The sequence below is a fragment of the Thiomicrorhabdus hydrogeniphila genome (assembly GCF_054656895.1).
Genome location: NZ_BAAHXL010000001.1, coordinates 308413 through 332855 on the forward strand (window position 1 = coordinate 308413; position 24443 = coordinate 332855).

At 37.6% G+C, this 24443-nt stretch carries 10 protein-coding genes; 9 read left to right on the forward strand and 1 reads right to left on the reverse strand.

Annotated features, from left to right (window positions below; genetic code table 11):
• The first annotated feature begins 47 nt into the window (after positions 1-47).
• The 9 genes from ACYQ0E_RS01320 to ACYQ0E_RS01360 all read left to right on the forward strand — a co-directional run bounded on the left by ACYQ0E_RS01320 (position 48) and on the right by ACYQ0E_RS01360 (position 22829).
• Entirely contained in the window at positions 48-761 is a 714-nt protein-coding gene (locus tag ACYQ0E_RS01320) for a YrzE family protein (protein ID WP_460186461.1), read from the forward strand.
• A complete protein-coding gene (locus ACYQ0E_RS01325) occupies positions 758-15685 on the forward strand; it encodes a cadherin-like domain-containing protein (protein ID WP_460186462.1) in 14928 nt (4975 codons plus the stop codon). Before ACYQ0E_RS01320 ends, ACYQ0E_RS01325 begins: the two co-directional genes overlap by 4 nt.
• A gap of 40 nt (positions 15686-15725) precedes the next feature.
• Positions 15726-16460, forward strand: a complete 735-nt coding sequence (locus tag ACYQ0E_RS01330) for a glycosyltransferase family 2 protein (RefSeq protein WP_460186463.1) — start codon at positions 15726-15728, stop codon at positions 16458-16460.
• 79 nt (positions 16461-16539) lie between these two features.
• Positions 16540-17553 (forward strand): type IV toxin-antitoxin system AbiEi family antitoxin, encoded by a 1014-nt coding sequence (locus ACYQ0E_RS01335; protein WP_460186464.1) that lies wholly within the window; start codon positions 16540-16542, stop codon positions 17551-17553.
• Positions 17534-18406 carry a nucleotidyl transferase AbiEii/AbiGii toxin family protein gene (locus ACYQ0E_RS01340; RefSeq protein WP_460186465.1) on the forward strand — a complete coding sequence of 291 codons (873 nt, stop codon included), beginning with the start codon at positions 17534-17536 and terminating at the stop codon, positions 18404-18406. The genes ACYQ0E_RS01335 and ACYQ0E_RS01340 overlap by 20 nt, the downstream gene beginning before the upstream one ends.
• Entirely contained in the window at positions 18396-19445 is a 1050-nt protein-coding gene (locus ACYQ0E_RS01345; RefSeq protein ID WP_460186466.1) for a CBASS cGAMP-activated phospholipase, read from the forward strand. The genes ACYQ0E_RS01340 and ACYQ0E_RS01345 overlap by 11 nt, the downstream gene beginning before the upstream one ends.
• 2 nt (positions 19446-19447) lie before the next feature.
• Positions 19448-20668: a CBASS cGAMP synthase gene (locus ACYQ0E_RS01350; RefSeq protein ID WP_460186467.1), complete on the forward strand. Its 1221-nt coding sequence runs from the start codon at positions 19448-19450 to the stop codon at positions 20666-20668.
• Positions 20665-22380, forward strand: a complete 1716-nt coding sequence (locus tag ACYQ0E_RS01355; protein ID WP_460186468.1) for a ThiF family adenylyltransferase — start codon at positions 20665-20667, stop codon at positions 22378-22380. Before ACYQ0E_RS01350 ends, ACYQ0E_RS01355 begins: the two co-directional genes overlap by 4 nt.
• Positions 22368-22829, forward strand: coding sequence for a Mov34/MPN/PAD-1 family protein (locus ACYQ0E_RS01360; RefSeq protein ID WP_460186469.1), 462 nt, complete (start codon positions 22368-22370; stop codon positions 22827-22829). The genes ACYQ0E_RS01355 and ACYQ0E_RS01360 overlap by 13 nt, the downstream gene beginning before the upstream one ends.
• Here the strand turns inward: ACYQ0E_RS01360 and ACYQ0E_RS01365 are convergent.
• A complete protein-coding gene (locus ACYQ0E_RS01365) occupies positions 22804-24051 on the reverse strand; it encodes a hypothetical protein (RefSeq protein ID WP_460186470.1) in 1248 nt (415 codons plus the stop codon). The genes ACYQ0E_RS01360 and ACYQ0E_RS01365 overlap by 26 nt on opposite strands.
• Positions 24052-24443: the final 392 nt, after the last annotated feature.

Here is a 24443-nt window from a genome sequence, read left to right on the forward strand (position 1 = left end):
GAAAGTATTAGAGAGAGGTAGTAATAAATGATTAGAAGGGATCTAAAGTGTTAGGTATAGCAATTATTTTTTTTATATCTGTGTATCTTGTAATCACCTTAATTGCTATTCGGATTGCAGTCGTTGTTGCTCGTCGTTTTAACCGTCGCGGTTGGGTGTGGGGTTTATTTACGGGGCTGGTTATGTACAACCTTGTTCTATGGGATCTTATTCCATCATATATTTTATTTAATTATTACTGTAATAAAGATGCCGGAGTACACATTTATGTTGATGCAGAACAATGGATAAAAGAACACCCTGAAGCTATGCAACCTTTTAAATATGAGGATTTGCCATGGAAGTATAAGACCAGGGTTAAGGAGGTAGAAAATAAACCTAAAAACATAACAGAAAAATATATCGATTTTGAACTACCTGATGGGTCTAGTTGGCGTGTTATGTTCGTCATTGATCAAGGTAAAAGAGTTAATAAATTAGAGTATGTAGATTTTAAGAAAAATCCCAATACTAACTATTACTATATAACAAATCGACTTGCTGAGGTGCATTCATCATCATACCCTTTCTATTTAATTAGAAAGATTACGACAGAAATTTTAGATATTGAAACTGAGGAAGTTTTAGCAAAACACGTTTTTTATATTAATGCATTATGGATTGAAAAAGTCTTTGGCTTTTCATTTGGTCAACGATGCAAAGAACAAAAAAAATCTGAATATTACAACTTTGAAGATTATATTAGGAGAGATCTAAGATGATTACTGCAGAAAACGTATTTCAATTAACCCAGTTAGCAGAAGCGAGTTATGCGTATTTTGATCCAAATAAATTAACAAAAGTTGCAATAAAGTCAGCTCTTGAAAACAAAAGTGAAGAACCTGAGGAATCATTTAGTGATAAACAAGCTGATTTATTGTTGGAAAGCTGGAATATTGTTTCAGAAGGTCATCTTCCTAATACCGAAAGCGGCTATTCCTCTACGTTATTTCAAAATCGAGATGGTAGCTTTGTTTTAGCTTTTCGTGGTACCGAAGGTCTTAAGAGTGATGATTTATGGTCTGCAGACATAGGCGACATCGTTACCGATGGGCTTGCCATTAAACAAATTGTGGATATGTACAATGAATGGCAACGGATTATTTCGCCACTAGGGCAAGCTTACTCTATTGCCAAACTAGATTATTTATCCGCTGAAACAGAAGCTTATATTGAAGCAACGTTAAAACTTTCTTCTAACGATGTGCAAATTAGAGAATTAGCACAAGAGGCGATTGATGCTTTAAAAAGTCGTCCAGATGTGATATTTGATAATACTGCTGTTTACACGATTAATTATGTAACCTCATCAGATTTAGGTTTAGGCCTACAAGAGCAAATTTTAGCCAATGGTTTAACGGTAACGGGTCATTCATTAGGTGGGCACTTAGCAAGCAGTTTTGTAAGACTTTTTCCTGAAGTGGGTGCAGAGGCATTAACCGTTAATGGTGCAGGTTTTCCAACAGGTAGTACTCCAGGGCTTACAGGAAATGCTGAGCTTAATATACAAAACCTCTTTAGCCTACTCGGTGGAGCAGATACATTTATTCCCTCTGATACTTTTAATGTATTTGGTGAAGATATGTACGAGTTTGTGACCATGAACCAAGAATGGGGACTGATTCAACCTGGGCAACATACGGCATTATATATAGAGCAACCTGATTTATTTGGTAATACCTTCGGGCATGGCTCTTCTCAAATGACTGATAGTGCAGCAGTTTATGACCTACTGATACAGCTTGATGCCAACTTACAAGACTCACCGATTGATTTTGCTTTACCTGAATTAACTAGGTTTTTTGAAGTCAGCTCAAATAAGGATAAAACGACATTAGAAAGTATTGTTTCATCAATATCCAGTTTGTTTTTAGAAAATTCATCAATCGATATAGATAGCAATGGAGAATTTATTAATAGAGAGGCATTATATAGCGTAATCTCTAATATTAAAAGTGCTTCAAAATATATTGAAGGAGCTTACAATTTTTCTATTATTGAGGATTTCGGCAATCTCGTTTCACTCGCCCAAACCAATATCGCCTACCGCTACGCATTAGCCAATCTCAACCCGTTTGCTATTACAGGCGATGATTCTTTATACGATTCTCATAACCAAAATGGTGAATTGGATTTATATAATCCAGAAACAGGGGAAGGTCAGCTTACTGATGAGTATTTAACCGACCGTGCTGAAATGTTAAGAACCCTCATTCAGTTTAATATTGAAGGTAAGGATTATGATGAAAGTATTAGTGCAGGGTTAATAAATACAACTTACAGCGATTTAACCGAAGATTTTAATTTAAGCGCAGAATCAAATTATAGCTATTTTGAAGACAGCAAAAAAGTCATTTTCGGTTCTGAATTAGGAGAAGACATTCAAGGAGGAAATCAAGCTGATAAACTCTATGGAATGGGTGGTGATGACACTATAAGTGGTGGTAAAGGTAGAGACCGTATTGAAGGTGGTTATGGCAAGGATATATTAAATGGTGATGATTCAGATGACATTCTGTTAGGCCAAAAAGGAGAAGATACTTTAGTTGGTGGAAATGGAAAAGATATTTTAATAGGTGGGTATCAAGATTCAAATAAAACTATTGATGATAATGAAGTAGATACTTTAAACGGTGGTACAGGTTTTGACACTTATTATGTGGGTGATGGCGATAAAATTACGGATGATGATTTAGACGGTAAGGTCATTTTTAAAGGTGAAGATTTAAGCGGCGTTAAAAATAAAAAAGAAGATGCTGAAAACGAATACACCGATGATATGGGCTATACCTATAAAGAAGATGGCAGTACTCTTACTGTTACTAAAGATGGACAGTCTTTTACCATTGAAAACTGGGATAGTGACAAGCAACAAGGCTTGGGGATTGAGCTAAATAATAAAATCAAAGTCAATATAGAAGATAACTCCGCTCTAGAAGCCTCTGAAACAATGACTTTTAACGTCTCGCTTTCAAGGGCTTTGAATGATGGCGAAGAGTTAAGCTTAGATGTAAAAGGGGAAACGATTACTTTCTCACCTGGAGAAAAAACAAAAAACTATACCTATACATGGACAGATAATAAAAAATGGGAGCTTAATAGAGAAATATCTATTGATGCTTCTATAGCCAGCTTTACAGGCGGTAAACCTGAAGATGTAGAAATTGAAAATGGGCAAGGCACTATTGTTGATGATGATGATAAAAAAAGACTTGATCCGCTTGCTTTAGATACGAATAAAGATGGTGTCATCTCTACCACCTCTCTTGAAGATTCAGGTACCTATTTTGATATAACTGGTGACGGACTTCGTGAAAGGGTTGGTTGGATAAAAAGTGAAGATGCCCTTGTTGCGTATGATAGAAACGAAAACGGACAAATTGATGGCATTGATGAAGTTTTTGGCAATCTCTCTGAAAACGGTTTTGATGAGCTTAAACGAGTTGCCGACTCAAACTTTGATAATGTTATTGACCGTAAAGATGAGCTTTTTAACCAACTGCAAACTTGGAATGATTTAAATCAAGATGGGTTGGTTCAAGATGGTGAACTTCAAAGTTTGCAAGCAGCAGGTGTTGAGAATATTGGGTTAAATTATGTCTCTACGGATATCGATCTAAATGGTAATAGATTAACTGAAGCGAGCCGCTATACAGATAGTCAAGGAAATCGTGAATTAGCCGCAGATATTCAATTGGCAGCCGATCAAAAAGATACAAAAGTTGAAATAGGAGATATTCTAGGGCTGGAAATTGATGATTCCACACGTTTATTACCACAGTTTAAAGGCTCTGGCTTAGTTTATGATGCACTCATTCAATATAACCTTGACCCAGAGTTTAGAGCTATAGCTGAAGAACTTGCTTCTGATCCATTAAATATTGCTACTAACTTTCAAGCCTTTATGGATAGTTATTCAGGCTATAACGCTTATATCAATGAGTTTAAAGAGCGCTTTAGTGTTGATGATGTTGATATGCTCGAAGATGATAAAACACTTTGGGTTTATAGCCGTTTTGAGGGCGATTTTGAAACGGTCAATGCTATTCAACAGAAGTATGAAAACTCATTTAGAAATATCGACTCGGTTTCTGCTACAACCGGATTATCGTCTTCAATACTGGCAAGTTATGAATATATGTTAAGTCAACTTGAAAGTGGCTTTGCATTACAGTCTGTATTTAATGATGTTTCTACTGTTTTGGAATATAACGAAGAATTAAATAAATACAGTGTTTCTGACCCTGAAGTCTTTACTGCTCAGATTATTGATTATCTTAATAGTGACTTATATTCCACTGATGAAAAAGTGTATTTAGCTCATACCTTGTATCAAAGAAGTGGTGAGCTTGAGGTTAATGTTGATGGAATTTTGTCGGGTATTACCAACTCGATTTTACAGTCTTTAATTGCTGAAACCCTTATTGGTGACTCAGTATCTTATTTTGAACGAGAAGAAGCGGTCTCTGTTTTGGGAGACGTCGTTTTAGGTTCATCTGGAAACGATGTCATTAATCTTAAAACATCTGATGACCAGACTAATCAACACGTTTACCTTAAAGAAGGTGATGACAAAGTAATTTCAAACACTGGTAATCAATATTATTTATTTAATCGTGGAGATGGTTTTGACACTATTGGTGATATTGGAGGTACTGATCGACTTGTCTTTGGTGATGGTATAAACCGTGATGATGTTGAAGTTAAGCTACAGCGTAATGCAGATTTGATTATTGCAATCAAAGAAACCGATAAGCCATTTGATGAATTGACTGATCGAGTTTTAATGGTCGATTGGATGAGGCCTGATAATAGGCTTGAGGTTATTGAATTTGCAGATGGTTCAACTCTGAGGCTGCAAGATGTATTTGAACAATACGAAGCCTCAGATAGCACTGATGTTGTTGAGTTGAGTTCCGGTAATGATACGTTTGATGGTAAAGCGGGTAATGATGTTATTAATGCGGGTGGTGGTAATGATAAGTTAACGGGTTCTGAAGGTGATGATCGCTTGATTGGTGGTTCTGGTAATGATACCTATTACTTTGGTCGCGGAGATGGACAAGATACGGTTGTTGACAGTGAAGGCCATGATACTTTGCAGTTTGAGGCTGGAGTTGAGTTTGGCGATTTGGTTGCACGTTTTAAAGGGGCTGATTTACAAATTGCGATTAATGAAGAGGGTAAAACCTTTGATCAATTGGCCGATGTAATAACTCTTCAAAACTTTAACAATGCTGACGCTTCTATCGAATCTGTGTTCTTGGACGGTTTTGTTCGAGTTAACATTCAAGATTTATTAAATAAGCCAACCATTGAAGACGATGAGCTGATTTACATTGATAAAGGTGTTGATGTTGACTTGCTTGCAGGTAATGACACTGTTACAACGAGCGATGCCGATGATTCAATTTATGGTAATGACGGTAATGATGTTATCTCTACAAATGGTGGAAATGATGTACTTGAAGGTGACCTAGGTAATGACACTCTTGAAGGTGGTAGAGGTAATGACCTGTATATTTTTAACCGAGGTGATGGCAAGGATACTATTTTTGACGACTATAGCTTTGGTTACCACAATACATTAAAAGAGGATGCCGGTAATGATTCTTTACTTTTAGGTGAAGGCATTACCAGTGATGATATCGTTATAAAATACTATGGTGCAGACTTGATGATAGGAATCAAGGAGGGAGATAAACCGTTTAGTGAGTTGAATGATGTTATTACAATTAAAAATTATGGTGATGATAAAAATAAAATAGAACATATTGTTTTAAGTAATGGAAATGAAGTTGACATTACACTCCCTGAAAGTGCATACGGTTATGCTACGGTTGCAACTACTGGGGACGATATACTGTTTTTTGAAGAAAATATATCAATAGACACGCTACAAGGTCATGATTTTATACACACAGGTAATGGAAATGATGATGTTTTTGGAAACGTTGGAAATGATGACATTCACACAGGAGACGGTGAAGATATTTTAAATGGTGGGGTAGGAATTGACTACCTCTTCGGTGGCGATGGAAATGATACATATATCTTTAATCGAGGTGATGGAAACAATACGATTTTTGATGATAACAGAGATGGTTATGTACCAGATACTAATATGTACCATGGCATGTATACAACCTATCCAAAAATTACCGGTAGTTCTACGCCACAAAAAGATGCAGGGATCGATACTTTAGTATTTGGAGAAGGTATTGCTTTAGATGATATCGAAGTGAAAATCTCAACAAAAAGTTTTTCTAGTAGTTCAAGAGATATTGTTATTTACGTCAAAGATGATGAAGGTCAAATTGCTGCTAGAAACACAAGTGGAGACATTGTAGGAGATGCTGTAACGATAAGAGATTATTTTGATAGCAGAAATAAAATAGAGAATATTCTTTTGAGTGATGGTACTCAGGTTGACATTGATAGTATGGTTAACCAAATAACCAGCGGAAATGATCAAATTACCTACCTTTCGAGCAATGAAGATATGACTCTTGATGCTTTGGAGGGCAATGATATAGTAAAAATTGGTTTAGGGGATGACACCATTATCGGTGGTAAAGGCGATGACGAGCTTGAAGGTGGTGGAGGTAATGATACCTATGTTTTCAACCTTGGGGATGGCAAGGATTCAATATATGATCATGACGAAATTAGGGGAGGAGATTCTAGGTTTCAAACAAATGCAGGAAATGATACGCTGAAATTTGGTATAGGAATTACACCAGAAGATTTGTTATTTATTCTTCAAGACAGTGATTTAGTAATAAAAATTGCAAATACAGAAGACTCAATAACTATTAAGAATTATGAAGATTCAAATAATGCGATTGAAAACATCGTTTTTGATGATGGCACAAACGTTGATTTAATAGATATGGCTTTAAAGTTTTTAGGTGAAAATGTAGTTATACCTGATCAAGATAGCCAAGAAAATATTTATATTCTTAATCATGCCGATGGTGTCAAAACCATTTTTAATAGCAGTGCAAACGATACTTTACAGATAGCAGAAGGTATTGGTGTTGAGCAGTTAATAGCAAGATTTGTTGGAAATGACTTAATTGTTGCATTAAAAGAAAGTGGTGTTGCTTTTGATGCATTAAAAGATAAAGTTATCATTAAAAATTATGTGTATGACAAAATAGAAAGTATCATTTTAAACGATGGAACAAAAATCAAGTTAAATGATATGTTGTTGCAAGCATCAGAAGGTGACGATACTTTAAGTTCTTATGAGCAAGAGGCAATAGTCATAGACGGCTTAGCTGGTAATGATGATGTTTCTACTGGTCAAGAGAATGATGTTATTTTGGGTAACTCTGGGAATGACCGGATTTATGCAAATGCTGGGGCTGATGATATTACCGGAGGCCAAGGAGATGACTATCTTAGTGGAGGTGTGGGGAATGACTCATATTTCTACAGTAGAGGGGACGGAAAAGATGTCATTTCTGATGAAGCTGGCACAGACCAAATTTTCTTTGGTGAAGGCATTGTATATGAAGATTTAGCTTTTAAGCAGGATGGTTCTAATCTTATTATTGCCATACAAGAGAACGGTAAATCCTTTGCTGACTTTTCTGACAAAATTACAATTATCGATTGGTTTAATCAAGCAACCAATATTGAATCTCTTCAGTTTACAAATGATATAAGTGTTGATTCTGCTGCACTTGCCTACACAATTCTAAATCTAAATCCAGACACTTTGTTCAGTAAAAATGGTGCGGAAATGCGCGGTGGCTTGGGTAATGATACCTATGTCTATAAAAAAGGTGACTTCACTGTCGTTATTGATGATGGAGTTTACAACGAAGATATTCAGATTAATGCTGGAAACGATATCTTGCAGTTTGAAGATATTACTCTAGACCAAGTCACTCTTGGTATTCAAGGTAGAGACCTGATCATTAAAATTGATGCTGGACACGATACCTATCAAGAACTTAAAGATTATGTAGTGATTCGTGATTGGCAAGAGGCTAATCGAGGAATTGAATCTATTTCTTTTGCCGATGGTGAAATTCTTGCCATAGATAAAACTGCGATTAATCGAAAGCTGAGTTTTGATGAAAACTGGATTACCAGTCGTTACTACATTTATGGTGCAGAAGACAACGTTATTGCAGGTTCTCAATTCTCTGAAGTGATTGAAGCAGGTGTTGGTAATGATGTAGTTAATGCTTATAACGGCAGTGATCGTTTAGTTGGTCAAGCTGGCAATGACACGCTTAATGGTGGTGAAGGCAATGATACTTATGTGTTTCAACGTGGTGATGGTCAAGACATAATCATAGATTCTCAGGGTGTCGATGCACTTGTCTTAAATGGCGGTATTACACAAGAGGAAGTTCTATTTGAACAAGTTGATAACGACCTAGTTATTGCTTTAGCCGAAGATGGAAAATCTTTTACGGAATTATCGGATAAAGTTACCTTAACAGAGTGGTTTACAGGTATAGATGGCCGTGTCGAATATTTGGCCTTAGATGGACAGGATATTATATCAATCGCTGATTTAATTATTGAGCCAACTGAGCAAGATGACTCTTTAGAGTATGGTGATGAAAACAATAATATTGATGCCTTAGCTGGCAACGACACTATTTATATCGGTGGTGGAGATGATGTATTAGCGGGTAATGACGGTGATGACCAGCTTTATGCCGGTTCTGGCGATGATGTTGTTTCTGGCGATGCAGGTACTGATACTCTATATGGTGCAGAAGGTAATGATACTTACCTCTTTGGTCGTGGTGATGGCCAAGATACCGTTATTGAAGATAATTTTAATGACTGGGGTACGACTGGTAAAGACACACTGAAATTTAAAGAAGGAGTTTCTTCCGCAGACATAATTCTGGTGCAACAGGGTGAAGACTTAATTGTTGGGTTAAGTGAAGAAGGTAAAACCTTTGAACAGTTAGCAGACAAGATTACGCTTAAAAAATGGTCTACCTATGACCAAGAAAATTCTCGTGATTACAGTCGAGCTTACTATACCGTTGAGCAATTTTCTTTTGCTGATGGCACCGTTTGGAATATGGCTGATATTATTGCGAACATCGGTTCTTCTGAAAATGATGCGATTTATGGTTTTAACCAAAACGATACGTTAGAAGGATTGTCTGGTAATGATTCGCTTTATGGTCGTTTAGGTGATGATACCTATGTGTTTAATCGTGGTGATGGTCATGACACAGTTTATGATTATGGTCAAAAAGATGATGACACATCATATTATGATGCGGGTAATGATACTTTACAGTTTGGTGATGGCATTGGTGCAAATGATTTGATTTTTGTAATTGCTGAAAATCAACGAGACTTAAAAGTCTATATCAAAGAAGAAGGCAAAGACCTTGATGGGCTTCAGGATACTTTATTACTGAAAGACTGGACTAAGGCAAATACACGTGTTGAAAACTTTGTACTGCAAGATGGAACCGTCTTGGATATAGCAAACTATTTGACTCCTGAACCAACCGAAAATAATGATGTTCTCATTTACTCTAATAATGCTGATTATGTTGATGCTTTAGCAGGTGACGATATTGTTTTTGCCCAAGGTGGCGATGATACGGTCCTAGGAAATGCAGGTAATGATGAATTGCAGGGTGGCAGCGGTGAAGACTCTTTAATTGGTGGTGAAGGCGATGACACCTTAAGTGGAGGCGTTGATAACGATTATCTTGAGGGTGGTGTCGGTAGTGATCGATATATCTTCAATTTAGGAGACGGATATGACGTTATAAGTGATTTCTCGGAAGATTTAACTGACAGTGATGTTATTCGTTTCGGTGAAGGCATTGATTCAGGTTCTGTCATTTTCTCGCAGGAGGAGAATGATCTTGTTATTGCTATTTCCAGTGAGGATAGGCTCACGGTACAGAACTGGTATGCAAATAATGGGTATCGAATTGAAGCTGTTGTGTTTGATGACGGGTCATCTTTGAGTGCAGATGAGGTTGAGCAGATTGTTCAGTCATCACAAAACCGGGAACCCGTTATCGTTAATGATGTTCCAGAAAAACGTGCAGTTAATTTCTATAACGCAACTAATTCTCAAATTACCGGACTATCCGATGGTGGTTTTGTCATTGGTTGGGATTTAAAGTATTTTCGCAACAATAACTTGAATAGCGACGTTCTTTTAGAGGTTTTTGATAGCAACAGCGAAAAGGTCGGTGAAAATATTGAAGTTAATACTTATCTAGAAAATGATCAAACTATTCAAGATATGGTGACTTTAACCTCGGGTGACTATGTCAGTCTCTGGACTTCATTCAATCAAGACGGCATTAATAGTGGTGTGTATTTACAGCAATTCACCAGTACAGGTGTAAAAGTAGGTGAAGAGGTTCAGGTTAATACCTATACTGATGATAGCCAGTTTGCGCCTATGATTACCCCTATTGAAGACGGTGGATATGTTGTTGTGTGGGCTTCAAGAGGTCAAGATGGTTCTTTTGACGGCGTATTTCTTCAGCAGTTTACAGATGATGGACAAAAATCTGGAAGTGAAACGCAAGTTAATACTTATATTGATAACCATCAAGATTCACCTGTTATTACCTCATTGGCTGGAGGAGGCTATGTCGTAGGCTGGAATTCTTACGATCAGGATGGCTCCGGTTCTGGTGCTTACATGCAAGTATTTGATTCGAGTGGTAATAAAGTAGGTGCTGAGCAGCGCGTTCACACGGATACCGATGACAACCAATACATTGGTGAATTTGTAGGACTCTCCGATGGAGGTTTTGCTGTTACCTTTATTGGAGCTGACGGCGGTACAAAACATTTTCATGTCAGAAAATATGATCAAGATGGACTTTTAGTTGGTCAAGAACAGAATTTTGATTATGTCGTGAATATTTACACCAGTAAACCCAAGGTTATTCCGTTAGAAGATGGAGGGTTTATTTCTGCATGGGTTGCTATAAATGACGATGGATCAAGTGAAGGTGTTTATTTACAAAGACATGATTCTCAGGCTGAAAAAGTGGGTGAAGAACATCGCGTAAATAACACGGATAACTATAGTTTGAATATTGTTGATGTAACTTTATTAGATGGTGGTGAGTATGTTATTGCTTGGGAATCAAGTGATGGCTATTATGGCGGAACCTCGGACATCTTTACACAAAGATTTGATAGCGAACTTCATGAGTTGGGAGATGAACGAAAGGCAAACTATTTTAAGAAAGCGACTCCTGATTCAGCCGATGTTACGCAGTTAAATGATGGGGGCTATGCTCTTTCTTTTACGGCTGATGATGGCGTTTACTACCAGCAGTTTGATGCATTAGGCAATAAAGTTGGTCAAGAGGTTTCTCCTCAAACCGATTTTATACTTTGGTCAGGCGAAACTCTTTCAAGGAATTTTGATTATATTCATGACCCTGATGGTGATACATTAAGTTTCAGTTGGGATTTAGCAACTGAAGTTGACTCGGTGTTGGATGGCGATTTTAGTCTTAACCAAGATGGGTCATGGTCTTATATAGCAGGCTCAAACTACGACTTCTATGATGAGTTCACAATTACTGTTAATGACGGTCATGGTGGAGTTTTAGAGCAAACGTTGACGTTTGAGAATCATCAAACACTTTTGACCCCTTTAGTTTTAGATCTGAACGGCAATGGTACTACCTCAATTTCTATTGACGAGTCAAATGCCTATTTTGATTATGATGGAGATGGCAATCGTGAGCATACTGCTTGGCAAGAAGAGGGTGATGCTCAGCTTGTTGCTGATTTGAATTTTGATGGAAAAATCAGTGATGGAACTGAAATCTTTGGTGATTTCACCCTATTAGCGGATGGTTCACGAGCGAAAAATGGTTATGAAGCATTGGAACAATATGACAGCAATGGAGACCGTGTCATTGATAGTCAAGATGTTCTCTTCGGGAACTTATCTTTGTGGCAAGATTATAACCAAAATGGTAAATCTGAAGCGGGTGAGTTGACCAATATTCAATTGAGTGAAGTCACTGCAATTTATCTTGATTCTGATAGCGGTATCACTTTTGAACAACGCCAAGAGAATGGTAATACGATTTTAAATGAGACGAATTACATGGGAGTTGATGGCACTACAGGCATTATTCGTGATGTAGGTTTTGTTTATAACGCCCTAGATACCATTACCAATAACGATACCTTATCTACAAAATTTTATGGTCAATTGCTATCTGGTGAAGACGGAGATGATACCTATGTTTTCAATTCTGGAGATGGCGTAGTTACTATTAACGATAATGGTGACGGCTCAGATAGATTAGTCTTTGGTGAAAATATTACCCCAGAACAACTGATTGTGCGTTGGGATAAAACCAACAATGGTTTGATTATTGGTGTTAAAGAAAGTGCGGATGATGCATCATCCATTTATGACGTTACAGATAAAATTGCAATTCATGACTGGTTTGAGGATAGCGGTGCTATCGAGACGTTTGAGTTTGCTGATGGTTCAGTTCTTAGCCGTGAATCGTTGTATGAACAATATACTTCACTCGCCGAATCTCAAGGATTAAATGCTCGAGTTTTAGATACGAATGGCGAGCTTGCGGGCGGAGACTTTGCTGATGTACTTTATGGTGCTGAGGGAGAGGAAAAGCTAGAAGGTCTGGCCGGTAATGATTACTTAAGAGGTTTGTCTGGTGATGATTATCTGTTAGCTGGCTCTGGGAATGACACCCTTGAAGGTGGTTTAGGCGATGACACTTTATACAGTGAGTCAGGTAATGATTACTACCTTTATAGTCGTGGCGATGGTAAAGATCTGATTCAAGATTTTTCTGGATATGACCGTTTGGTGTTTGGAGAGGGCATTACACAAGAAGATGTCATTATTGAGCAAGATGGTTATGACTTGTTGATAGGCATCACAGAAGAAGGCAAGTCTATTTCTGAATTGAGTGACTTGATTCGTATTGAAGGTCAATTTATTGCTGGATTTCAAATTGAACAGATTGAACTGTATTCTGGTGAACTAATTCAGTTAAATCATAACGATGTCCCTGATATTAATTCGGTTTCGGTATCACTTCTTGAAGATGAATCTTTTTCTGGTCAATTGAGTGTGAACGGTAATGCCAATGGACTTATCTACGAAGTGGAGAATAGTTCTGAGTTTGCGAGTTTCTCAATAGATGAAAATGGTCAATATACCTATACTCCTAATGAAAATTTTAACGGACAGGATTCTGTTACTGTAAAAGTAACCAATGCAAAAGGACAAACCGATACTGAAGTATTGTCTTTTGATGTTGAGTCGGTGAATGATGCTCCAACAGTAAATAACTCTGCTGAGTCTATCCTTCTTCAAAATATTCGTTCACAGAATGGGGTTGTTAGCGTATCTGATGTGGATGGAGATGCTCTAAATTATTCAGTTTCCACACAAGCTTTAAATGGTTCTTTAACGATTGATACGGAAGGCCAGTGGCATTATCAAGCGGATGATCTTTACATAGGTCAAGATTTAGCTGTTGTCACTGTGGATGATGGTCAAGGAGGTTTTGTTACTCAAACACTGAATTTTGATGTTAGTGTCTCAACACCAGTATTTGATGATAATGAGGTGATGTTACTTGAGGATAATCAAGCTAGCGGTGCTTTTAATGTCGTCAATCCAGTGGGTGGAGATTTAAGTTATGAATTAGTTTCTAGCTCTGCTAATGGAGCGTTAACATTGGATAGTGTAGGTAATTGGGAATACACACCAAACGATAACTATAACGGTTCAGACTCAATATCAATTAAGGTGACAAATGAGTATGGTTTAAGTGCGACTTCAACACTCAATTTTAATATTGAATCGGTGAATGACGCACCTGTTTTAGATAATGACCAAGAAACAGTATTGCTTCAAGATGTTCGCTCATCACAAGGCAAAGTGAATGCTTTTGATGTAGAAGGTGATTTATTAAGTTATGTCGTTACAGAACAAGCGGTTAATGGTGTTATAAGTCTCGATTCTGAAGGGAATTGGAACTATCAAGCCAATGCACTTTATCTTGGTCAAGATTCTGCGGTTATCACGGTAGATGATGGTTTAGGTGGAACAGTCACGAAAACGTTGAATTTTGATATTAATGTCTCTTCACCAAGCTTGGCGAATAGTTCGATTTTTCTCGAAGAAGATGGCACTACAGATGGTGTTTTCAATGTAATTAATCCTATTGGCGGTGAACTCACCTTTCAGTTGGTTTCAGGCTCTGAACATGGTGAGCTAATGTTCGATAATTCTGGTCACTGGAATTACACTCCTTCGGCAAACTATAACGGAGAAGATACTGTTACGATTAAAGTAACTAATGAATATGGATTAAGCTCATCTTCAAACTTAAGTTTTTCAATTGAGGCGGTGAATGATGCACCAATTGTGACAACCGAGAGTGAGAGCTTTACGTTGACTAACATCCGAGATGTGGGTGGTAGAATCGAAGCCAGCGATGTTGACGGAGATAGTTTGCTTTATTCGGTACAAGGTTCTCCAGAAAATGGTTCGCTTGTGATTGATGAAAATGGTTATTGGAATTATCGTGCCGATGCATCATTTAATGGTGATGACAGTGCTGTAATTATGATTGACGATGGTAATGGTGGCAACGTAACAACAACTTTAAACTTTACGGTTGAAGGTTATCAGTATGAAGGTCAAGACTTGATCATCAATGATAATAGTGGCGGTGATACCCTTGTTATGAATGGTGTTGAAAAAAGAGATCTTCAATTTAGCCGCCAAGGGGATGCCTTATCGATTCGAGTAAGAGATGAAGCAACCGTTACCTTAAGTAACTATTTTGTTGATGTACTATCGGGTGTTGAAGAGATTGTTACTGATCAGGGGAGCATTAGCCTAGCTAAAGACGTTATCACACAGATGACTCCCTGGGATTGGTGGACATTTGGTGATGATGGGGTAAATAATCTCATTGATGGTTCATCGTATAGTGATTGGATATTTGGTGGTAATCAATCAGATGTTTTATTAGGTAGTTCGGGTTCTGATGATATTAGTGGTTTTGGCGGAAACGATACTATTATCGGCGGTAATGGTAGAGACTATATATATGGTGACTCTGGTGATGACAATCTTTATGGTGATAATCAGGCTGACTACCTATACGGAGGTCAAGGTAGCGATACACTCGTTGGCGGTTCGGGTAATGATCAGTTATATGCTCAAAATGGGAACGACCTTCTTGTCGGTGGCACAGGTCAAGACATCTTAAAAGGCGGTAACGGCGATGATGTTTATGGTTTCACTAAAGGAGACGGTATAGATCTAATTCGTGATACAGGAGGTTTTGATACGATTCAGTTTGGAGAAGGTGTAGGAAAAGAAGATATTAGTTTCTTCATGCAAAACGCCCGTCTTTATCTCCAATATAGCGATACTGATAGCGTGACGATTGCTGGTCAATCCAAAGACGACAATCAGATTGAACGCATTGAGTTGAATGATGGGAGCTACATGACAAACGCTGATATTGATTTAATTGTGCAACAGATGAGTGCGTTTGCAAGTGAAAAAGGTATCTGGAAACCAGATAACAACGACATTCGTAACAATGAACAGATGATGCAAATTGTTACTTCCGGTTGGCAAATTTAGCTAAAAGAGAAATGGCTTATAAGTTTATAAAGACGTTTTTATGTTAAAAATATCTGTTGTAGTTCCCTTCTATAACCCGCCATTAGACTACTTCAAAGAATGTGTTGAGGCTTTAAAAAAGCTCAATCCATTTGAAGTGCTTTTAGTGGATGATTGTTCTACAGAAGATGAACTGGTTGATTATGCAAAATCTAGTGGTTTTCGTTATCTAAAAACAGAATATCAATCTGGTTATGACGGAACACCTTTTAATTTAGGAGTGCAGGAAGCGCAGGGTGATTACATTTGTCGTGTGGACTCAGATGACCAGTTATTAGCTCTGCCAACGACTATGGAAACAGATGTTTGCTTTGGTCGTTTGGATAGGGTGAAGCCAGCAGTTGGGTTAACAATTGAAGAGTTGATTCTAGCTCCACGCTCGGTCTGTAATGCCATTGTGGTTAAGCGTGAGATACTACTTAAACATCCGATGTCATTAGACTCTAATGTATATGGTGACGTTTTGTTGGTGCTTCAGCTATTAAACAATGGCTATAGCCGAACTGTTTTTCCAGCAGTTAATTATGTCTATAGGAGACGTGAAGGTTCTATTCAAGCTACGCATAGCGAATTTCACCATCGCTTAAGATTGGTGCAAACGGTAGCTCGTTTCTGTCAGCTGGAAAAAGTACCTCCTGAAAGAAGTGTGTTCTTATTGCAACTTGCGATGGAAAACCTGAAGTATGGTAGTAAGGCTTTAAAACTAGTTTTGTATACTGAGGATATACTTACCTAAGTGCTTGTTCATTATTTTTTATTGTTCAATAAAAATGAACATGTTATTATCTTGAACAAGACGTGTTTTAGGAATGATGATGAGTGCAGTGCTAAAAAATGCAAAATTGATTGATGCGGCTGTTACTGCTTTTGGTAAGCAAACTGGTCTATCAATCTATCCAGACAATAAAAATTCTGCAAAGGATTCTATGTTCTTAATTGTAGAAGGGGTAAGAGAGCCTTTTGAAGCCTATGTAAAATCGACATTAACACAGCAAAATCTTGCATCAGTCATTTACGAAATGTCCCAAGAGAACTATGGAGCACTAAAAATATTGGTAGCCCCATATATCAATCCGAATTTAATGGAGAAATTGAGAGAGGCAAAAGTCTTCTGTCTTGATGCAGCGGGTAATGTGTTTATTCAAAAGCTGCCGCTTTATGTTTTTATCAAAGGTAATAAGCCGACCAGTGAAGCGACGGTAATCAAAAAAGGCCGTGCGTTCCAATATGCAGGTTTGAAGGTGGTTTTTGCTCTTTTGCAGAATCCAAGCTTAATCCATAAAGCTTACCGAGAAATAGCAGAGAAGGCTGGTGTTGCTTTGGGAAGTGTTGGTGGAGTATTGGAAGACCTTACTTATCATGGATATATCCAAATGACCGGTAAAGAAAGAATCTTTAAAGACAGAAAAGGGTTATTACAACGATGGGTTGAGGAATATCCTCTATTAAAGCAGAAACATTTTTTGGGGCGTTTTACGACTGAAAATCCAAAATGGTGGACGGAGGTCGATATAACCAATTTTGAAGGTTTGTGGGGTGGTGAAATTGCCGCCGAGACCTATACCAATTACTTGCAGGCGAAAGATGCGATCGTTTTTATTCCCGAACTGCAAAAGACTTCTCTTCTGAAATCAGCAAGGTTAAAAAAACGCAAAGCCAATGATGAAGGGATTTGTATTGATTTAATCGAACCGTTTTGGGCAGAGGGTACAGCAAGTGGAGAAGGGGATTTGGCTCCGCCTTTATTGGTGTATGCCGATTTGATTCACTCTAAAGATGCACGTAACTTGGATACAGCGAAGCGAATTTATGAACAGTACCTTGATTGATGTAACTGGAAAATTGCCTTCAGGTATAGTGAAGATTTACCGTGAGGTATTTGATGCTGCCGGAGAGCTTCAATTGGAAGCATTGGTTGTAGGTGCAATGGCCAGAGACTTAGTGTTAGTTCATGGGTTTGATGCAAGACTAGAGCGTGGTACTCGTGATGTTGATTTTGCGGTGCAAGTAAAAGACTGGAAAGCATTTCAGGATTTGTCAGCAGGCTTGATTGAAAAGGGGTTTACCAAGGCTGATAAACTGGCACACCGTTTCTTTTTGAATGACGAAGATGGGATTCGTTGGGAAGTTGATATAGTGCCCTTTGGTGAGCTTGCTGACGAAAATGGCTGTATTAAGTGGCCGCCAGATGAATCCATTGAGATGTCTGTTTTAGGATTTGATGAAGCTTTTGAGCATTCTTTAACTGTTCAGTTAGGGGATAGTGATAATCAATTTTCGATAAAGGTTGCTGCACCTGCTAGTATGGCTTTTTTAAAACTTATTTCTTGGCTGGAAAGAGAGCCTGCTATTCGTTCAAAAGACGCTAAAGATATTCGCTATTTGATGCGGACTTATTCCAAAATTCCAACGATATTTGATCGTATTTATGAAGAAGGCGATATGGAAGCTCAAGGGTGGGATGAACAGCGTGCTTCAGCTTCGATTTTAGGGCGTGATGCAGCAATCCAGTTAAATCAAGAAGTCTTTGATTATCTGAATGATGCACTTTTTTCCAAGCCGGAAAAACTAGACTTTCTTCTGAATGAAATGACCGGTGGGTTTCAGGATTATGATTATGAAGAATCGGAGTTGAAAGTGTTTATTGATTCTTTGAGTTTTACGATTACTCATGTATCTTGAACCTATAAAAAATGTTGGATTTAATATCGAAAGATCAGGTGAAAAGATGATAAATAACAATTGCAGATTTCAGATATTGTCTTTGAATGGAGGCGGTATAAAAGGTGTTTTTACCGCTAAAGTTCTTGAAGAGCTAGAAAGGAAATACTGTAAAGAAGGAAAAACAGTTATTGATCACTTCGATATGATTTGTGGTACATCTATTGGAGGTATTCTTGCACTAGGACTGGCATATGGGTTAAGACCTAATGAATTATTAGAGCACTTGAAAATCACAGGGCCAAATATTTTTCCCCCTAGAAATACTATTAGAAATTTTATTCGTCGATTTTATGCCCCTTTATATGACCCTGAGCCATTAAAAACACTTCTAGTAGAAATTTTTGGTGATGCCACCATAGCTGATTTGAAAGTACCTTTAATAATACCTGCTATTAATACTACCACTGGCTATCCAAAAGCATTTAAAACTAATTTCTTACCAGATTTCACAATAGATCAACGATATAAATTGGTTGACGTGGCATTAGCAACAAGTGCAGCCCCAACATATTTTCCTTTGCACAAAATGGAAGGAGCTCGGTATGCTGATGGCGGTTTGATTGCAAATTCGCCTGCGCTTATGGGAGTTCATGAAGCTATTAATCGTTTAGGTGTGGAGTACAAGAATATTCATGTTTTATCCATTGGCACAATGAGCTCAGGATTTTCTATAGATCAAAATTTAAGTTCCTCTGGCGGGTATATTGGTACTTGGAGGGGAGGAAAAAACTTAATCTCATTAACGATGTCTGCTAATGAGGCAATGCAAAACTTCATGTCTAAGCAGATTATTGGTGACAGGTTTATTGAAATTGAAGCAAAACCAAACGAGCAACAAGTAAAAAATATTGATTTAGATAAGGCTTCATCAAGCGCTCTGGAGATTCTAGAGTCTAATGGAATTCATGCAGCATCAAACATGATGCAGGTGTTAGAAAAGCAAAAAATATTTGATTATTTAGGTGATAGAACAATCATGGATAACGGAGGGGTATAACCATGGCATTAAAGTTCAATGCAGACAAACTGTTAGCGGGTCGAAAAATTAGCTTTTTAAATGGGATTTCTGTTGATGAAGAAAATATGCAAAGGCTGCAAGAATATAAAACAATGGTAAGAACAGCAGTAAAGCAGGAGTTCTCAGAGGTAAAGCTCGCTCTTAAAAGTAAAAATTATGCTGCTTTATCCATGATTACGGAGATTGATTTCTCTGGAACAACAGATAGGGAAGATGTAACTATTCAGGTTTTGAAAACTTTGACACCAAGGTTTTGGACTCAAGGTTCAATGAGTTATGGAACTTTAAACCAACCCGCAAAAACCCCTCCGCAGCAAATAGACATAGACGATGGTGTTTATTTACCAATGAAAGTTTTTGAAGGGCAGCCTGTTGTTGCAAAAGATGCTTTTTTCAAGATTGTAGATAGTGCACTTCGTAAATTATGTTCTGATAATGGTTGGAAGCACGATTGCACTAAAAATACATGTTCTAGAATAGTTGTTGATGATTTAGTTCATATTGATGTTCCACTGTATGCGATTCCAGAAGAAAAGTTCGTAACACTCGAATCCGTTGCGCTTTCTGAGAAAATGGAAGCGTATGACTCTGCAAGGCAAGTTGTTTTAAATCCTGATGAAGTTTATCTAGCTGTAAGAAATGAAGAGCATTGGAAACAATCGGATCCTCGAGAGGTTAGTGATTGGTTCAAGATTGAGGTTTCAGAACATGGTCAACATATAAAAACAGTGAGTCGATTTTTAAAGGCTTGGCGTGATTATCATTGGGATAATGGCTCCATTTCATCTATTGCGCTAATGGCCTGTACTGTAGATACATTTAAAAATCATGGTCCTTTTGATACCCTGTCTGAAGCACTGAAAAGCGTTGTTGAAAACTTATCTTCTCAGCTCGACAAAGTTACTCTTCCCGTCAATGGTGAACAGCTTTATCCAAAACCTCATAATTCTGAGGAAGATAAAAATAAATTAAAAGATGATGCACTGAATCTTCAATTTTGTGTTTGTTGTGCTTTAGAGAGTGCCACCAATGAGCAGGATGCCGTAAATAGGTTAATTGAAGCATTTGGTGATAGAGTTCCCAATACACCTGAGTTAATCTCAATTAATAGCGATGTCGCAGCCGAACAAGTCAGAGCTGAAGTAGCTTTAAAATTTAGCCATCCTTCTAAGGATATGGAGAAGAACTTAGTTTCAGGATGATTAACAAAGATATTCATGAAGTATTAAAGATTTATAAATATGTCGATTTATTCTTTGATACAAAAATTAATAAACACCGTTATAGAGGTGTATATGAATACTTAGGGCATCGTTTTGTCCATGAGATGAGGTTTGATGAAGGTCAAGTTGATTTTATAAAGCCACCGCAGGTTGTGATAATAAAATTGCCTGATCAAGTACCTGAAAGAATGCCTCATTTTGAGGCAAATAACAGAATTTGTTATTTGGACGTTGAAGGGGTTTTCTTAGACCCTTTTGATTTAAAAGCTTCTACTATCCAGATTATAGAACAACTACATAAGACTTTTAGAGATACTATTGATCGCAGTGCTAACGAGCATGCAGAAGAGCATGCTTATGAATTCAGTGCATATTGGAATTCGGCCGGTTCAATTGGAATCCTTGCATCTAGAGCGGAAATTGGTCATGTTTATACATATGAAAGAGATCAATTGCCCGATGGAAGAAATGCTAAAAAACTTTTAGTTTACTTGCCGAAAAACGATATTGAAGCCAAGTCGTCGTGGTTTTCTAATTTAGCAGAGTTTGTTGACCCCAATAGTATTGAGGGGCCGGAAAATGCAATTTATATTGAATCTAATAAAATGCCATTAATTTCGCCTGGAGAACTCTGGCCACCTGATAATTTCTCAGAGTTTTTAAGATGGTATAAAAGTATTGACCCAAGTGCCTATGGAAAATTGTTTTTCTTAATAAGAAAAAATTTTCAAAAACTAAGGTTGAGCATTTTTTTTCGTTTTTCAGGCGAACACATTATTGGTATAAAACTAAAGAAGTCAAAAAACCGAGCTACAGCGATAGATGAATGTATTAGGAGAAAGTCATCTCATTCAGCCCTTGAAGCTTTATTAAAGTCTAAAAAGTCGTTCGAAAATTTCGAGAGAATTTATGTTGAGGATTCTAGTTCTGATTTCATCTTGGGACGCAATGCTGAAGCGAGTTTAATTGGTAAAAAAATAGTATTAATTGGTGCCGGAACTATTGGGGGATACCTTGCCCATTTGTTAGTCCAAAACGGAGCTGGGTTTGGCGGTGGTTATCTACATATTTATGACTCTGATGTTCTCACAAGCGGTAATATTGGTCGCCATATATTAGGTACAAGGTATTTATTACAGAATAAATCAGAAGCTATATGTCATTTTATTGGTTCAGACTATCATTATTCTCAAGCAAACTTAGAAGCGTTTAGTGAGTTTGATTACAAAAACATAAATACTGGTGGCACGGTTGATTTAGTCATGGATGCTACGGGTAATAGAAACTTCTCGACTTTGTTGAGTCATCAATGGCATAAATCAAATAAGCAATCTCGATCAGCTGCTTTAATACACGTATGGATTGATGCCGCAGGACAGGTAGCGCGGGCATTAATTGATGACGATAATGCGGCGTGTTATCACTGCATACATTATATAACTGAACTTAAACCATTTAAGGAAGATGCCAATCCAAAAGCTATTCGAAGAAGTTGTGCAGGCTCTTCATTTTTTGAGTTCTCTGCTGATGTTTCTATGACTGCTGCGGGGCTTGGATTAAGTAAAGCTATATCTTTTATAGGAGGGTTTTCACAGCCAAGATTTTCAAATATCACAGTTGGAAGCGATGTGAGAAATTTACGTTCACGCGATGTAAAAAAATCTAAAGGGTGTCCCTGTTGTCAGATTTAGTTTTTAGTACGCAAGATGGGTTAGTAGTTTTTCCCCAGCGCTTGCTTTTGGAATTGGAAAAATACAGACAAAGTACAGCTCTTTTACCCGAATCCGGTGGAATTCTATTAGGGTCAATGAGAGGAAAAAATATTGAAATTACTGATTATACTATTCCTCAGCCAGACGATACACGAAGCCGTTATCGGTTTGAAAGGTGTTCATTAGGACATATCAATAAGGCCGTTAGCGTTTGGAATAAATCAGATGGAATTGTTTCTTATGTTGGAGAGTGGCACTCCCATCCAGAAGTCTCTGCTAGCCCTTCAAGCATTGATTTAGAAGAATGGCATAGAAAGCTTCCAAGGAGACCTGTTTTCCTTGTAATCATTGGAATCCGAACAAATTGGTTTGGTTACTGGAATGGCAATATTATTGCACCAATTAACGATTTAAATCATCGACTTTAGAGAGTATCTGACGTACTGGTTCACTTACTCTTTTCGCGGCTAGATTCTTCTTGGAGACTAGGTTCCGATTTTCATCAAATTTAGGTAATTTCCACATTGGTGGATCACCCTTGTAATGACGTTCGCCTGTTTGATACTTGTAACCAACCAAACAGTCAAAAACAGAATTGCATAGCTTGGCCAAAATCAAATGATATAGGTACAAATCGCCGCATTTCCCAATTGGCTTATCAATACTAAGCTGAATATAGCCGTTTGGATTATGGTTTGACCATTCTTCTCCGGCGAGTTCTCCTGCATTTTCAACCTGCATTTTTAATTGGCTGTTTTTTGCCTTAACAGGATGAATGTCCACTTTATCCGTTAAACCTAGTTCTGATCTTAAAAGAATGATCCATTTATAGAGTTCATCCTCTTGAGGGCAGAAAATCACATACTGATGACGCGATTCATAATGAGGATTTTTGGGTAAATCTAGGTAAACAGTGGAGAGTAAGGGGTGGATATAGAAGTAGTTTCGTCTAAGTCCGTCCGAGCTGTTATGAGTCGTTTCCATCAGGGCTTTTTTCGCCCACTCCTGTGTGATTTCACTTTCTTCTAATTCGGTTATGTTGAGGCTTACCAGAGGAAATCCGAGGCTTTTGCAAATAAGTGCCTTGCTGAAATCGAAGGTATGGGTAAACTCAATTTCAATGCCGGCTAAAACAATGGGATGGTTTTTTATTGTTCTTCCTAAGATTGCTACATCCAGCCTGTATTCTTGATTGTCGAATGGTGTTTTAAGAGAGTGCTCCACTTCAATAGAAGCGACATTGGCCAGTAAATCACCGGTCATCGGAAAATCGGAAATTTCTGGATCAATAATTGACCAAGGCAAATGTTTTCCTGAATCAATCAATGCTTGTAAAGCCGCTTGAACTGCTAACTTGGCCGCCTTGTGTTTTGAACTTTCGCTGGATTCACTCTGGCGGGAAGAAATTTCATCATGGAGTTGTTTTTTTAGGGAGTGGGTAGTGTGTTTCGGATAGCTTCTAAAGTGCGCTCTAATAGTCTTTCCGTCAGCTTTCCGCTTACCCCAGCGTACCCAATAGACAAGCTGATTATTGTCGTCAACAAAGGGCGCAAGTTTACGGGCATGAGAGCTGCTTTTGATGTCAGTGGCTGCTATGCTTTCACTAAAGTAACCATGATTAGCACTGTAAACTCTAAAGGCTGAATCCATATTCTATAAGTCGTTATTAAACATAAATTATCTAATTAGTTGAGTTAATGAAAAAACGAGGCTCTAAAATTTTGCATATCAGGAGGCCTTCTGTTGGATTATTTTGTCTAAAAAACAGTAGCATATTTTAAGCTGGCCTAAACCATTTTTTAATATGAACTTCTGTAATTGGAACAATATTGATAACTTCTTTTTGCTTAATATAGAGTATTTCCGAGAATTTATTATCTGGCATAACAGAAATAATAAGAAATCGTTTTTCAGGATAGATATCAATATAAATTGATCCTTCATGTTAGGGGATGTTTACTATTAGGCTTGGTATAGATCATAAACTTCCTTGTATTCGCATATTAATTGAATTTACTGCTTTAAGAAGATGTGTTTTCTAA

Bases quoted from the DNA above. Each gene is read 5' to 3' on its own strand.
- ACYQ0E_RS01325 (WP_460186462.1), top strand. From the start codon at position 758: ATGATTACTGCAGAAAACGTATTTCAATTAACCCAGTTAGCAGAAGCG.
- ACYQ0E_RS01330 (WP_460186463.1), top strand. From the start codon at position 15,726: ATGTTAAAAATATCTGTTGTAGTTCCCTTCTATAACCCGCCATTAGAC.
- ACYQ0E_RS01335 (WP_460186464.1), top strand. From the start codon at position 16,540: ATGAGTGCAGTGCTAAAAAATGCAAAATTGATTGATGCGGCTGTTACT.
- ACYQ0E_RS01340 (WP_460186465.1), top strand. From the start codon at position 17,534: ATGAACAGTACCTTGATTGATGTAACTGGAAAATTGCCTTCAGGTATA.
- ACYQ0E_RS01345 (WP_460186466.1), top strand. From the start codon at position 18,396: ATGTATCTTGAACCTATAAAAAATGTTGGATTTAATATCGAAAGATCA.
- ACYQ0E_RS01350 (WP_460186467.1), top strand. From the start codon at position 19,448: ATGGCATTAAAGTTCAATGCAGACAAACTGTTAGCGGGTCGAAAAATT.
- ACYQ0E_RS01355 (WP_460186468.1), top strand. From the start codon at position 20,665: ATGATTAACAAAGATATTCATGAAGTATTAAAGATTTATAAATATGTC.
- ACYQ0E_RS01365 (WP_460186470.1), bottom strand. From the start codon at position 24,051: ATGGATTCAGCCTTTAGAGTTTACAGTGCTAATCATGGTTACTTTAGT.